This is a genomic window from Ruegeria sp. CDSC052, from assembly GCF_059610685.1.
In genome coordinates this window covers 325,567-338,937 of the sequence record NZ_JBXWOB010000001.1, presented here as the reverse complement: position 1 = coordinate 338,937, position 13,371 = coordinate 325,567, and the positions used below count along the sequence as shown (strand labels likewise).

The 13,371-nt window shown below is 57.6% G+C and carries 13 protein-coding genes; 7 read left to right on the top strand and 6 right to left on the bottom strand.

Going from position 1 to position 13,371, the window contains the following annotated elements:
• Window positions 1–73: 73 nt before the first annotated feature.
• The 5 genes from AC2FIM_RS01680 to AC2FIM_RS01660 all read right to left on the bottom strand — a co-directional run bounded on the left by AC2FIM_RS01680 (window position 74) and on the right by AC2FIM_RS01660 (window position 6,565).
• On the bottom strand, window positions 74–1,450 hold the full coding sequence (locus tag AC2FIM_RS01680; protein WP_142634073.1) for a TRAP transporter large permease: 1,377 nt from the start codon (window positions 1,448–1,450) through the stop codon (window positions 74–76).
• Entirely contained in the window at window positions 1,450–2,127 is a 678-nt protein-coding gene (locus tag AC2FIM_RS01675; RefSeq protein WP_142634075.1) for a TRAP transporter small permease, read from the bottom strand. The genes AC2FIM_RS01680 and AC2FIM_RS01675 overlap by 1 nt, the downstream gene beginning before the upstream one ends.
• Window positions 2,128–2,240: 113 nt before the next feature.
• Window positions 2,241–3,242 (bottom strand): DctP family TRAP transporter solute-binding subunit, encoded by a 1,002-nt coding sequence (locus AC2FIM_RS01670; protein ID WP_142634078.1) that lies wholly within the window; start codon window positions 3,240–3,242, stop codon window positions 2,241–2,243.
• A gap of 363 nt (window positions 3,243–3,605) precedes the next feature.
• Window positions 3,606–4,835: a sigma-54-dependent transcriptional regulator gene (locus AC2FIM_RS01665; RefSeq protein ID WP_271946867.1), complete on the bottom strand. Its 1,230-nt coding sequence runs from the start codon at window positions 4,833–4,835 to the stop codon at window positions 3,606–3,608.
• A complete protein-coding gene (locus AC2FIM_RS01660; RefSeq protein ID WP_496707824.1) occupies window positions 4,832–6,565 on the bottom strand; it encodes a sensor histidine kinase in 1,734 nt (577 codons plus the stop codon). Before AC2FIM_RS01660 ends, AC2FIM_RS01665 begins: the two co-directional genes overlap by 4 nt.
• A 47-nt stretch (window positions 6,566–6,612) precedes the next feature.
• Between AC2FIM_RS01660 and AC2FIM_RS01655 the strand changes: the two genes are divergently transcribed.
• A complete protein-coding gene (locus AC2FIM_RS01655) occupies window positions 6,613–7,794 on the top strand; it encodes a cytochrome P450 (protein ID WP_142635133.1) in 1,182 nt (393 codons plus the stop codon).
• A 3-nt stretch (window positions 7,795–7,797) separates the two neighbouring features.
• Here the strand turns inward: AC2FIM_RS01655 and AC2FIM_RS01650 are convergent, their stop codons facing one another.
• Window positions 7,798–8,277 (bottom strand): Lrp/AsnC family transcriptional regulator, encoded by a 480-nt coding sequence (locus tag AC2FIM_RS01650; protein WP_142634084.1) that lies wholly within the window; start codon window positions 8,275–8,277, stop codon window positions 7,798–7,800.
• Window positions 8,278–8,419: 142 nt separating this feature from the next.
• Between AC2FIM_RS01650 and cobA the strand changes: the two genes are divergently transcribed.
• From cobA to AC2FIM_RS01620, 6 genes are all read left to right on the top strand, one after another.
• Entirely contained in the window at window positions 8,420–9,196 is a 777-nt protein-coding gene (cobA, locus tag AC2FIM_RS01645; RefSeq protein WP_142634087.1) for a uroporphyrinogen-III C-methyltransferase, read from the top strand.
• Window positions 9,196–9,510 carry a DUF2849 domain-containing protein gene (locus AC2FIM_RS01640; RefSeq protein ID WP_142634089.1) on the top strand — a complete coding sequence of 105 codons (315 nt, stop codon included), beginning with the start codon at window positions 9,196–9,198 and terminating at the stop codon, window positions 9,508–9,510. Before cobA ends, AC2FIM_RS01640 begins: the two co-directional genes overlap by 1 nt.
• A 65-nt stretch (window positions 9,511–9,575) precedes the next feature.
• Complete coding sequence (locus tag AC2FIM_RS01635; protein WP_496677747.1) at window positions 9,576–11,240, top strand: nitrite/sulfite reductase; 1,665 nt, start codon at window positions 9,576–9,578, stop codon at window positions 11,238–11,240.
• On the top strand, window positions 11,230–11,991 hold the full coding sequence (locus AC2FIM_RS01630) for a phosphoadenylyl-sulfate reductase (RefSeq protein WP_271946855.1): 762 nt from the start codon (window positions 11,230–11,232) through the stop codon (window positions 11,989–11,991). The genes AC2FIM_RS01635 and AC2FIM_RS01630 overlap by 11 nt, the downstream gene beginning before the upstream one ends.
• Window positions 11,988–12,395 (top strand): DUF934 domain-containing protein, encoded by a 408-nt coding sequence (locus AC2FIM_RS01625; RefSeq protein WP_142634095.1) that lies wholly within the window; start codon window positions 11,988–11,990, stop codon window positions 12,393–12,395. The genes AC2FIM_RS01630 and AC2FIM_RS01625 overlap by 4 nt, the downstream gene beginning before the upstream one ends.
• A gap of 109 nt (window positions 12,396–12,504) precedes the next feature.
• Window positions 12,505–13,338, top strand: a complete 834-nt coding sequence (locus AC2FIM_RS01620; RefSeq protein ID WP_142635135.1) for a ferredoxin--NADP reductase — start codon at window positions 12,505–12,507, stop codon at window positions 13,336–13,338.
• Window positions 13,339–13,371 lie beyond the last annotated feature (33 nt).

Sequence of the window (13,371 nt, the reverse complement as noted above, 5' to 3'; positions counted from 1 at the left end):
TTGGCGCCCCGTTCAAGACGCAAAAACCGGGCAGAGATCCCCTGCCCGGTCTTATTCTCAGCGGCTGGACCCGCTAGTTTGTTATGATCTCCGGCCCCATGAAAGTGTTGGGCAGAAAGGTGGATATCCACGGGATATAGGTCACCATGATCAGGAAGACGAACAGGACCGCCAGGAATGGCAGGGCCGCCCGGACAACGCCCATCATCGGCATGCCGGCCACGCCCGAGGTCACGAACAGGTTCAAGCCGACCGGCGGGGTAATCATCCCGATCTCCATATTCACAACCATGATGATGCCCAGGTGAATCGGGTCGATGCCCAGCTCGATTGCAATCGGAAACACCAGTGGTGCTACGATAACCAGCAGGCCCGAAGGCTCCATGAACTGGCCGCCGATTAGCAGGATCACATTGACCACGATCAGGAAAGTCACCGGCCCCAGACCTGCCGACAGCATGGCAGTTGCTATGTGCTGCGGAACCTGCTCATCGGTCAGTACATGTTTCAGGATCAAGGCGTTGGCGATAACGAACAGCAGGGTAACGGTCAGTTTCCCAGCTTCGAACAACGTCTGCTTGGTGTCGGGGTGAAAAATCGCAGTGATCAGCGCATAAGGCTTTCTGAGCAAAGAGATATTCTTTTCCTCACCCTCGGTGCTGAGGGGGCCCATGTCCTTGTAGACGAAGCTGGCAATCAAAAAGGCATAGACTGCGGCCACCGCAGCGGCCTCGGTCGGGGTAAAGATACCCCCATAGATGCCGCCCAGAATGATCACGATCAGGAACAGACCCCACCCGGCCTCGCGTGCCGAGACAAGGATTTCGCCCCAGCCTTTCCATTCCCCCTTGGGAAGGTTCTTGACCTTGGCCATCACATAGATGGTGATCATCAGCATCAGCCCAGCCATCAGGCCGGGGATCACACCGGCGAGGAACATGCGGCCAACCGAAACTTCGACAGCAGCCGCATAGACCACCATCACGATCGACGGCGGGATCAAAATGCCCAGCGTCCCGGCGTTACAGATCACACCGGCGGCAAACTCCTTGGAATAACCAACCTGCCGCATCCCGGCGATCACAATCGACCCGATGGCCACCACCGTAGCCGGAGACGACCCCGACAGGGCCGCAAACAGCATACAGGCGAACACCCCCGCAATCGCCAGACCTCCGGGCAAGTGCCCCACGCAGGCAATCGAGAAACGGATGATGCGCCGAGCCACGCCGCCCGTGGTCATGAAGGACGAGGCTAGAATGAAGAAAGGGATCGCCAGCAGGGTAAAATGCCCCTCGAACGCCTCAAACAGAGTGCCTGCGACCGAGGCCAGCGAACTGTCTGAATAGATCAGCAGAAACAGCGTCGAGCTGAGCCCCAACGCCACCGCAATCGGTACACCGATCAGTAGCAGGCCGATCACCATCGAGAACAAAAGAATGACATCCATCAGTTGTGCTCTCCTTGCTGAGCGCGGACTTCTTCAATCTCGTCCTCGACTTCGTGGCTAGCGACCATCCGGTCGGCTTCGCCGCGCCAAATCTGTACCGCAACCTGCGCAAAGCGGATCACCAAAAGCAGCATCGACACGGGCAGAACCAGATACGGCACCACCTTGGGCAGTTTTTCATAGCCCTCGCCATAGTTGATCAGATCCTCAAGAAACCGCAGCGGGGCGACCATCGGAATGTCGTCGACCTCATAAAAGCTCTGACTGCGCGCATCGAAGTTGAACCCGGTAGGGAACCATCGCCCCGATGTGGGCGGCAGATCCGCGAACACGGCCCAATAGTCATATGCGCCTTTTAGCATCAGCAGAGAAAACACCAGACAGCAGGCTACTGCGATCAGAGCCAAAATCCGTCGAGGCGCCGGGCTGAGCATGTTCAGGATGGCGTCCACTCCCAGATGGGCGTGTTTCTTGACGGCATAAGACGCCCCAAGCAGCACCAACCAGCCGAAGGCGAATACCGTCAGCTCCAGTGCCCATAGGATATTGGAATTAAAGAAATACCTTGCGATCACATTGGCAAATGTCACAGCCGTCATCAGGCCCAGCAACGATGCGATCAAGGTTTCTTCGATATGGTCGACCAGCCCGCCTTGGCCGGATTGCGCACCAGACATCTATCTGTCCCCACATTTTTTTGAGATAAGTGCTGTTTGGGCGGGCCAAATCGGCCCACCCTGCCTGCGCGTCGAATACTCCCCAGTCCCCGGACGCGCGGCGTATACCAGGATCAGAACCCGGCGTTGATAGCCTGTGCGGCGTCGATCTTTTCTTGACCCACGTCACCGGCGAACTGTTCCCAAACAGGTTTCATGGCGTCGATCCAGGCCTGACGCTGTTCAGGGTTAAGTTCACGGATGATACCGCCCGCATTTGTGATCGAGACCTTGGCTTCCTCGTTCACCGAGAAGGATTCTTTGTTCCGCTGTTCTGTCACTTCGCCCAGAATGGTCAGGAACTGTTCGCGCACCGCAGGATCCAGGCTGTCCAGCCAGTCAACCGATGTCACGACCAGATAGTCGATGACACCGTGGTTGGTTTCAGTGATACCGTCCTGAACCTCAAAGAACTTCTTGCCGTAGATGTTGGACCAAGTGTTTTCCTGTCCGTCGACGACACCTTGCTGCAACGCGCCATAAACCTCTGAGAAAGCCATTTTCTGCGGGCTTCCGCCAATCGCCTCCATCTGCGCGACCAGCACGTCAGAGGATTGGACGCGGAATTTCAGGCCATTGGCATCCGACGGATCGACCAGCGGTTTGTTGGCCGACATCTGTTTCATGCCATTGTGCCAGAATGCCAGCCCCTGCAGGCCACGGCGCTGCATGCTGTCTTTCATCGCCTGACCGTCAGCCGAAGCCTGAAATGCGTCTACCGCGTCAATGTTCTTGAACATGAACGGCAGGTCGAACAGGCGGAATTGCTTGGTGAACTTCTCGAACTTGGACAATGACGGGGCCGCCAGTTGCACATCGCCCTGCAACATCGCCTCAAGGACTTTATCGTCGTTATAAAGCGTGGAGTTCGGGTAGACCTCCATGCACATCACGCCGTTCATCTCATCATTAACGCGCTGTTCCAGCAACGAGGCTGCAATACCCTTGGGATGTTTATCGGTATTGGTCACATGCGCGAATTTCACGACGATTTCGCCGTCTTCACAAGCGGCCATGCCTGCGGTTGCTGTTACGGTTAGAGCGACGGCCGTCGCTGCCGTTGTCAGAAATTTCATCAGTCGAGTTCTCCCAGATACTTCACTACGTCTCCGGACGTGCCGAAGTCGTCCCATGGCGGCGAGTGAACCGAATCGGGCTCACGCTCTCAACTTTTTGTGGGAATCGCCGCCGGTTGACATTTTGTCATTTATTTACTTGATGTTACACGCATTCAACCAAGTCTCTGTTTGAGCCTGCAAGAAAGCCGTGCGAGAAACCGCACATATATCTGCGCCATTGTGTGGATTTCCGCACAAATAACGATTCGCCGAATCCGAATCGATTGCCGGGCATTTGGTTCGCCCCGCAGTCCGCGTCAGCGGACTGCCACGCCCAACAGCTTAACCGCATGACAATGCGGGAAAAGCTGGCGGGAGCCTTTACCTCCGGTAGTCTTCAGGACGAATGTGGTATCGCGCCAGCTTGTCGTAGAAGGTTTTGCGAGGCAGCTTTAGCGCCTTTGCGGCTTCTGATGCCTTGCCGTTATGCCGGCCAAGGGCAGCAATCAGCAGAGATCTTTCGACCCGTGCCATCTGCTCGCTCAACCCCAGTTCTGCGGCCTGCGAGACATCTTCAGGCATTCCCAGCACAAACCTCATTGCGGCTGACATCAGCGACCGTGCGTTGCCCGGCCAGTCTCTGGTCATCAGCGATGCCAGATGGTCCGACGTGATTTCCGGTTCCTTTATCCCGGCCTGTTCGGCTGCCTGTGCTACATAGTGGCGGAAGATTACAGGTATATCCTCGGGGCGCTCGGCAAGCGACGGTATGCGAACGCGCATCACATCCAAACGATAGAACAAATCCGCAAGAAACCGTCCATCCGAAGACAATTCGGCCAGGTCAGTGGTCGTGCCCGCCAGAATTCGGGCGCCTACACCCTGTTCAACCATCTCCAGTGCTGCATATTGCGTGGCCTCGGGCATGGCCGAGATTTCGTCCAGAAAAAGGGAACCGCCGGCTGCATCTTCGCAGACATGAACCAGATCGCTGGTCGACAAACCGGCGGATGGACGTTTGACAAATGGGCCCTGACTTTGCGGCGACATTAGGTGAACGACCTCGGCAACTTTGGACACTCCGCTGCCAGCCGGTCCGGTGACCAAAACTTCGGCCCCTGTCTGGGCTACTGTACGAACCCTTTCCCTCAGTTCTTCGGCCTTTGATGAGAGACCGAACAGCAGGCGTGCCGCTGGATCGCCGCGTTCGAGTTCGCTTTTCATCGCCCGTTGTTGCAGGACATGTTCTCGCGCTTCGGATGCCTTGCCCAACACCTTTAGCAGATCTGCCGCGGCGCAGGGCTTTTCCAAAAAGTCGAATGCACCCTGCCCCATGGCCTGCACTGCCATTGGTATGTCGCCTTCTCCAGTCAACAGGATGACAGGCAGATCAGCATCCATATCGCGGGTGTAGGTCAACAGGTGAAACCCGTCCCGACCAGGCATCCGGATATCCGACACGATCACTCCTGCGAAATCCGCCCGGATATGATCCTTCGCCGCCACAAAGGACCCGGCTGTTACGGGTTCATAATCGGCAAGCTCCAGCGTCTGGGCCAGCGCTTCGCGCACTGCCGAGTCGTCATCGACCAAAAGCACTTTGCGGGTCATGCTGCCCCTACTTCGCTGAAATGTTCCAGTTCCACAGTGAATACCGCACCTGTCGGAGCGTTGGTGCCCCGAATATTACCACCAAAGCTTTGAACCAGACCATAAGAGATCGACAGCCCCAGCCCCATGCCCTCAGACGAACCGACAGCTTTGGTGGTATAGAACGGCTCGAACAGCTTCTCCGAATTCTCGATCCCCGGACCTGTGTCGCTTACCGTGACCGTCAGGGTCTTGTCACTGTTTATCGCGATCTTGATCATGCGTTGTTGTTGCTCACTCATGGCATCGGCGGCGTTGTTAATCAGATTTACGAACACCTGCACCAATCTCACTTCGCCACCCCAAGCATAGATAGGGACATCTGGAGCCTGCCATTCCATACGAACGTTTTCCGAATTCAGCCGGGCCTCGGTCAATTCCAACGCCGTTTCTATTACCTGAACCAGATCAACTCTGCCCATGGGCTCGTTTTCATTGCGGGCAAAAGCCCTGAGGTTCTTGATAATTCGCGCCATTCGCGCGGCCAAATCGGAAATTCTGGTGAGGTTCTCGGCGGCTTTTGACTCGTCACCTCTGGTCAGAAAAGCCGTTCCGTTCTCGGCGAATTGGCGAATGGCCATCAGCGGCTGGTTCAACTCATGGCTGATGCCCGCCGACATCTGCCCGAGCGCACTCAACTTCCCGGCCTGTATAAGCTCTTCCTGCGCATGTTTCAGCGCGACCTCGGCCTCTTCCCGTTCATGAACCTCGCGCCGCAGGGCCGTGTTCGCGGCGGTAAGCGCATGGGTTCTGCGCGTCACGCGGCTTTCCAGCACCGCATTGGCCTCAGCAAGCGCGCGCCGGCGTTCGGTTGCCATGTACAAAAGCGCCCCGAAGGCCAGACAGATCGCAGCGACCGCCGCTGCTTGCAAATTCGCCAGACGGCGCGCCGGGGCCACATCCACCAGCACCTCTGCTGTCATGTCTATCACCGGTAGATCGAGCGTAAGGTGTAACGCATGCCGTGGCAGATACCGGCCCCAATTCAAGGTCCAAAGCTCGTGTCGTCCGATCAGATTCGACGAGAAATCAACCGCCTGCCCCTCGGGCGGCACCAGCCCCGGTTGACCTTCGGTCCGACGCCAGAACAACAGGTCGGATCGGTTCGAGATGAACACCACACCTTCCCCATCAATAAAGAAAATGGCCTCGGTACTGCCCCGCCAAGTCTGTTCGACATCTTGCACATCGGCTATAACCATCAATGCGCCTTCGACTATACCGGTGGGACCAAAGGCAGGGGCTGCATAGGAATAGGTTCGATCGCCGCTTGTGGACTCGACCCCGTGGGCACTGCCCATAGCACCCTGCATGGCGCGCCTGAATGCGGGATGGTCTGCCATCGTCAATTCAGGCACCGGGTGGGCGGCTGCAAGTACCCTGCCCAGACGGTCCAGATAGACAATGTTAACGGCGGCAGTTTTGTCTGCCACGTCCAGCAACACAGCCTGCGCGATGGCGCGATCACTCGGCGTGACAAGCGTTCGAACAGCCGGGTGGCTGGCCATCAAGACAGCCAGTTCCTGATAGACCTGCATTTGTGTGCTAAGGCGGTCGGCGGCCAATTCCAGATCGGCCTCAGCCTTATCGCTCAGCGGCGACAAAGCCTGACGAAAGCCGTATGACCACACTCCAACAGAGAGCAGCCCAACAGCAATCAGAAATGTCGAAATTAACCATACCCTTTGCATGACATTGGGTCTTGCATTCAACGCGCCTCATGGCAAGTGTGCCCGCCATGAAGACTTTGCATCAATCCCCTGTTGACCCGAATTTTGTCCAGAACCCTTATCCGATTTATGATGCGGCCCGCGCGCATGGCGACCTTGTGTATTGGGCCGACTACCGGATGCACGCTGCTGTATCCCACCGGGCGGTTCAGGCCTTGCTGAAGGACCGTCGTTTCGGTCGCGAAGTACCGGCGGAAATGCAACGTCCAGGTCCTGCGCATCTAGCCCCCTGGCTGATGGTCGAATCTCATTCGTTGTTGGAAGCAGAGCCGCCGCGCCACACCCGGCTTCGACGCCTGGTCATGCGCGCCTTTACGTCACGTGCCATTGCGGCACTGGAACCAACGATCCATGACCTCAGCCACAAGCTGATCGACGCCTTTCCGGATGCGTCGTTCGATCTGCTGGACACCTATTGCATGCAAGTTCCGGTCGTTACGATCTGCCGCCTTCTAGGCGTTCCCGAAGAGATGTCGCCCGAGCTTTTGCGCTGGTCCCATGACATGGTGGCGATGTATCAGGCCAGCCGCACACGCCAGACCGAGGATGCGGCGGCGGCCTCGGCAAAAGAGTTCACCGACTTTCTCTCATCTTACGTCGAAAAGCGCCGGTCTGACCCTCGGGATGACCTGATTACCCGGTTGATTGCCGCTGAAGAAGATGGTGAAAAACTGTCGCGTGACGAGTTGGTTGCAACTTGTATTCTGCTCTTAAACGCCGGTCATGAAGCCACGGTTCATTCGCTAGGAAATGGGCTCAGGACCGTATTGCAACAAGGTGTAAAAGCCGATGCCTTTCAGCCTGAAACCATTGACGCCACCGTCGAAGAAATCCTGCGCTTTGACCCGCCGCTGCATATGTTCACGCGCTATGCCTATGAAGAGATCGACCTGTTCGGGCACAGTTTTAAACGCGGTGACGAAGTCGCTTTGTTGCTTGGAGCCGCGAACCGTGATCCCCAAGTCTGGGCCGAACCTCATAAGTTCGATCCAACCCGCCCCATCCTGACCAACAGCAGCTTTGGCGCGGGTCTGCATTTCTGCGTCGGAGCACCGTTGGCCCGACTCGAAATGCGAATAGCGCTGGCGGCACTGTTCGAACGCTGTCCCAACCTAGCGCTCAGCGCGGAACCGGAATATTCCAACAGCTACCATTTTCACGGGCTAAAGCGGTTGATGGTTCAGGTCTGACCGCTAGTTCTCGATCAGGGCATTCAGCGGCAGCATGGTCGTCGACTTGATCTCTTCCATCGACAGCAGAGCCGTCACATTGTGGACGCGCACCTCGGAAATCAAAGTCTGATAGAACACGTCATAGGCGCGCGCGTTCTTGACCCGCACCTTGAGGATATAGTCGATATCCCCCGCCAGCCGGTGCGCCTCTTGCACTTCGGGGCGGTCCCGCAGCGCTTTCAGGAATTTGCGCTGCCAATCTGCCTCGTGTTCAGAGGTGCGGATCAGCACGAAGAACGTCGCCTCAAAACCAAGCGCCTCGGCATCCAATAATACCGTCTGCTGACCGATCACCCCGGCCCCTTTCAGCTTGCGGATACGATTCCAGACAGGCGTCTTGGAACTGCCGACGCGGGCTGCTATTTCGTCCAGCGATTGGCTGGCGTCGCGCTGCAGCTCAACCAGAATTTTCCGATCCGTGTCATCAATCCGCACTGACATTCCAATTTCTTCCTCGTTTCGAAACTTTCGTATCGCTTAACCAATACAGCGAAACGCTTGTTCTTATTTATGCGCACATATGGCGTAATACCGGGAATATTTCCTATATTGAGGGTCAAGTCAAACCAACCCGGACCGAAACATGCAAGTGACGCAAACATATCAGGACGCAGGCCATGTCGACTTTGTCGGCGCAGGCCCCGGTGATCCCGAATTGCTGACGCTCAAGGCCCTGCGCGCATTCGAGCGCGCGGAAGTTGTCCTGCATGACCGGTTGATCAGCGCCGAGGTGCTGGCCCTAGCCGGGCAAACGGCCGTTCTGGTCGATGTTGGCAAAGCCGGGTTCGGCCCCTCGTGGAAACAGGAAGACATCGACGCGCTGCTGGTAGAGTACGCCCTGAAGGGTCTACGCGTTGTACGCCTGAAATCCGGTGACCCCACCGTATTTGGTCGTTTGGACGAAGAAATCGACGCCGTCGAAGCAGCTGGCATCTCGTGGCAGATTATCCCCGGCATCACCGCAGCCTCGGCCGCAGTTGCGGGCATCGGGCAAAGCCAGACGCGCCGCGGGCGCAATTCTTCGATCCGTTTCCTGACTGGGCACGACATGAAGGGGTTCGCCGATCACGATTGGAGCGCCCTGGCGCAGCCCGGTTCGGTGGCGGCGATCTATATGGGCAAAAAGTCTGCCCGGTTTATTCAGGGCCGCCTGATCATGCACGGCGCCGACCGAGCCACACCTGTGACGCTGATCGAAAACGCGTCGCGTCCCGATCAGCGCATATTGACCACGACGCTGGATCACATGTCCGCCGATCTGAACGCCTCGGACATGGACGGCCCCACCCTTACTTTTTACGGCCTTGCCCCCCGCCAGGCAGCCAAGGCCCTGACTGAATTCAAAAAGGAGCACGCCTGATGGCCCGCGCTTTTACTCCCAAAGTGGTAACCGCCAACGATCTGTTGGAAGGTGACGTCATCTATCTGACCGAGGACGACCGCTGGTCGCGTGAATTATCCGAGGCAGAGCTGATCACAGACGAAGCCCACGCACAGATCCGCCTTCTGGATGCCGAACGTCAGGCAGGCAAGATTGTCGGTGCCTATCTGGCGGATGCCATAGCTGGCGACGAAGGCCCAGAACCAACTCATTTTCGGGAAGACTTCCGCCGGACTGGTCCGTCCAACTATGCCCACGGCAAACAGGAAACTTCCCCGCAGCCCCGGGCCTGATCCCTGGCCCTCTCTCTCCCCTACATTGGCCCCAGGTTCGGGGCTGCACTTAAGGACAGCTAATCATGTATCGCTACTCCGAGTTCGACACAGCATTTTTGGCAGAACGCAACAGACAGTTTCGCGCCCAAGTCGAGCGCCGCATTGACGGATCGCTGACCGAGGATGAGTTCAAGCCGCTGCGGCTGATGAACGGCCTGTATCTGCAGCTGCACGCCTATATGCTGCGGGTCGCCATTCCTTACGGCACGCTGAACAGCGCGCAGATGCGCCAACTGGCCCTGCTGGCTGAAAAGTGGGACAAGGGCTATGGCCATTTTACCACCCGTCAGAACATCCAGTACAACTGGCCCAAGTTGCAGGACGTCCCGGATATGCTGGACGCGCTGGCCGAGGTTGGCATGCACGCCATCCAGACCAGCGGCAACACCATCCGCAACGTGACCGCCGACCATTTCGCCGGTGCCGCCGCGGATGAGGTCGCCGACCCGCGCCCCTATGCCGAACTGCTGCGCCAATGGTCGACCGACCACCCGGAATTTCAGTTCATGCCGCGTAAATTCAAGATCGCCATCACCGGGTCCGAAAATGACCGCGCCGTTATCAAGGCGCATGACATCGGCCTGCAACTGGTCGAGCGTGACGGCGTACTGGGTGCTCGCGTCATCGTAGGCGGCGGTCTGGGCCGTACGCCCATGATAGGCAAGGAACTGTCTGACTTCGTCGCGTTTGACGACCTGCTGGCTTACCTAGAAGCCACTGTTTCGGTCTGGAATCAAATCGGCCGCCGCGACAACAAGTACAAGGCGCGCATCAAGATCACCGTGCATGAACACGGCATCAACGCCATCCGCGCCAAGGTGAACGAGCGTTTCCTGCAGGTCCGCCCGCAGTTCAAAGGCGCGGATATGAACCTGCTGGAAGAGATCAAGGGCCACTTCGCTGCACCCACCTTCCGCGAAGCGTCGGTTGCGTCGTTTGAAGGTGCATACACCAACGACCCGGTCTTCCGCTCGTGGGTCGATACTAACATCGCGCCGCACAAGAATGCGGACCACGCGATTGTCACCATCTCAATCAAGAAGCACGGCGCGACGCCGGGTGATGCAACTGCCGAGCAGATGCGCGTGATGGCCGATCTGGCCGAAGAATTCGCCTATGACGAGCTGCGCATCAGTCATGAGCAGAACGTGATCCTGCCGCATGTCCATAAATCGGACCTGCCCGCGATCCATGCCAAACTGAAAGAATACGAGCTGGCCACCGCCAATATCGGCCTGATCAGCGACATCATCGCCTGCCCTGGCATGGACTATTGCGCGCTCGCAACGGCGCGTTCGATCCCGGTTGCACAGGAAATCGCCACCCGGTTCGAAGACCTCAAACTGGAGCATGATATCGGCCACCTGAAGATCAAGATCTCGGGCTGCATCAACGCCTGTGGTCACCACCATGTCGGCCATATCGGCATTCTTGGTCTGGATCGTGCAGGCGTCGAAAACTACCAGATCACTCTGGGTGGTGACGGCACGGAAAACGCCGCAATCGGTGATCGTACGGGTCCGGGCTTTGCCTATGATGAGATCGTTCCGGCCGTTGAGCGCATCGTCGAAACCTATCTGGAGCAGCGTGAGGGTGCCGAAGAAACCTTCCTCGAGACCTATCGCCGTGTCGGAATGGCTCCGTTCAAGGCGGCCCTCTACCCCGAGGCGCGAGCGAATGCCGCTTGATCTGATCCAGACTGAACTGGGCCGGGATAGACGTGAACTGACCGAACGGGTCAGTGAGTTGAACGCCCGGTTCCGCCACCACAGTGCGCATGACGTGATGCACGGAGCAATGGAAGAGATCGATGATCTCGCTCTGGTCTCAAGTTTCGGTGCGGAATCGGTGGTGTTGCTGCATATGGCGGCCGTGGTCGACAAGATGACCCCGGTGCTGTTCATCGACACGCAGATGCTGTTCACCGAAACGCTGGAGTATCAGCAGGAGGTGAGCGAGCGGTTGGGGTTGCGAAACGTCAAGATCATCCGCGCGGATGACGAGGATGTTCAACGCGACGACCCCTATGGCGCGCTGCGTCTGCGGGACATGGATGCGTGCTGTAACCTGCGCAAGACCTTCCCGCTGCAACAGGCATTGTTGGGATATGATGGCTGGATCACCGGGCGCAAACGGTTTCAGGCAGGGTCCCGCGCTACGCTTGATTTCTTTGAGGTCGAGGACGGCACAGGCCGGATCAAGGTCAACCCGCTGGCCCATTGGGCGCCCGAAGATGTGCGCGCCTATATGGAAGAGAACAACTTGCCCAGGCACCCGCTGGTGGCCAAAGGATACCCTTCGATCGGCTGTGCGCCCTGTACTTCGCCGGTCAAACAGGGCGAAGACCCCCGCGCCGGACGCTGGCGCGATCAGAACAAGGAAGAATGCGGCATTCATTTTGTAGATGGCAAGATGATGCGCGCCGGAGAGAACACATGAACGTTATCGTAACCGATGAGGGGTTCGCCCCCGATGATTGGACTGATGGCTATGTCACGCTGGAAGACGCGGCCAATGATGTGGTCGCGCTGGATGTCAGCTCGGACACGGATCCCGATGAGCTTGCCGAACGGCTGGGCTGTGCCAAGATGGTGCGCATCGATTTCCCGTCCTTTGCGGATGGGCGCGGCTTTACCATCGCGCGGACCCTGCGCCTGAAAGGCTATACCGGTCGCTTGCGCGCCAAAGGCCATGTCTTGGCCGACCAGTATGCCATGGCGCGGCGCAGCGGCTTTGATGAGGTCGAGATTGAAGACACTCTGGCCGATCGCCAGCCCGAAGATCAGTGGGTGGCTCGCGCCAACTGGCAGGACAACAACTATCAGGCCCGCCTGCGCGGCTAAAATCGCCTTTCGCAGCCTCAAATAGGAACGTAGGGGCAAGAGCCCCCTTTTCCTGACTTGGATCAAAGATTAAACGGAGATGTCGGTTTACTCCACCGGCAGTGAAACGATGACAGAGATGAAACCCGTGACCGAAGCAACCGCCGTGAAGGCCCCCGTTCTGCCGGACGCCCAGACTGTGACAGACGTCAAGCATTGGACTGACAGCCTGTTCTCATTCAAAGTGTCGCGCCCCGCGTCCTTGCGGTTCCGCTCGGGCGAGTTTGTGATGATCGGTCTGCTGGGCGACAACGGCAAACCCCTGCTGCGCGCCTATTCCATCGCCTCGCCGTCCTGGGATGAAGAGCTTGAGTTCTATTCGATCAAGGTACAGGACGGCCCGCTGACTTCGAAACTTCAGCACATCAAACCAGGCGATCAGATCATCCTGCGGCCCAAGCCGGTTGGCACGCTGGTCCATGACGCCCTGCTGCCTGGTAAGCGCCTGTGGTTCTTTGCCACCGGCACCGGCTTTGCACCCTTCGCCTCTCTGCTGCGCGAACCACAGACCTATGAGGATTATGATGAGGTCATAATCACCCATACCTGCCGCGAAGTGGCCGAGCTGGAATATGGTCGCCAACTGATTGAAGACATCCGTAAGGACGAAATGCTGGCTGAGCTGATGGGCGAAGGTTTTGCGGACAAGATTCGTTACTACCCGACCACCACACGCGAACAGAGCCCCAAAATGGGCCGCATTACCGAGCTGTTGAAAGACGGCACAGTATTTGCCGATCTGGCGATTGAGGGCGGCATCCAGCCGGATACGGACCGCGCGATGGTTTGCGGATCATTGGCTTTCAACCTGGATATCAAAAAAATCCTCGAGGATTTCGGACTGCGCGAAGGCGCAAATTCCGACCCCAAGGAATTCGTCATTGAAAAGGCCTTTGTTGGCTAATCCGGTTTGCCGGTCTGATATGCGACATCAGAT

Coding starts and splice junctions, on each gene's coding strand:
- AC2FIM_RS01680 (WP_142634073.1), bottom strand. CDS start 1,450: ATGGATGTCATTCTTTTGTTCTCGATGGTGATCGGCCTGCTACTGATC.
- AC2FIM_RS01675 (WP_142634075.1), bottom strand. CDS start 2,127: ATGTCTGGTGCGCAATCCGGCCAAGGCGGGCTGGTCGACCATATCGAA.
- AC2FIM_RS01670 (WP_142634078.1), bottom strand. CDS start 3,242: ATGAAATTTCTGACAACGGCAGCGACGGCCGTCGCTCTAACCGTAACA.
- AC2FIM_RS01665 (WP_271946867.1), bottom strand. CDS start 4,835: ATGACCCGCAAAGTGCTTTTGGTCGATGACGACTCGGCAGTGCGCGAA.
- AC2FIM_RS01660 (WP_496707824.1), bottom strand. CDS start 6,565: ATGCAAAGGGTATGGTTAATTTCGACATTTCTGATTGCTGTTGGGCTG.
- AC2FIM_RS01655 (WP_142635133.1), top strand. CDS start 6,613: ATGAAGACTTTGCATCAATCCCCTGTTGACCCGAATTTTGTCCAGAAC.
- AC2FIM_RS01650 (WP_142634084.1), bottom strand. CDS start 8,277: ATGTCAGTGCGGATTGATGACACGGATCGGAAAATTCTGGTTGAGCTG.
- cobA (WP_142634087.1), top strand. CDS start 8,420: ATGCAAGTGACGCAAACATATCAGGACGCAGGCCATGTCGACTTTGTC.
- AC2FIM_RS01640 (WP_142634089.1), top strand. CDS start 9,196: ATGGCCCGCGCTTTTACTCCCAAAGTGGTAACCGCCAACGATCTGTTG.
- AC2FIM_RS01635 (WP_496677747.1), top strand. CDS start 9,576: ATGTATCGCTACTCCGAGTTCGACACAGCATTTTTGGCAGAACGCAAC.
- AC2FIM_RS01630 (WP_271946855.1), top strand. CDS start 11,230: ATGCCGCTTGATCTGATCCAGACTGAACTGGGCCGGGATAGACGTGAA.
- AC2FIM_RS01625 (WP_142634095.1), top strand. CDS start 11,988: ATGAACGTTATCGTAACCGATGAGGGGTTCGCCCCCGATGATTGGACT.
- AC2FIM_RS01620 (WP_142635135.1), top strand. CDS start 12,505: ATGACAGAGATGAAACCCGTGACCGAAGCAACCGCCGTGAAGGCCCCC.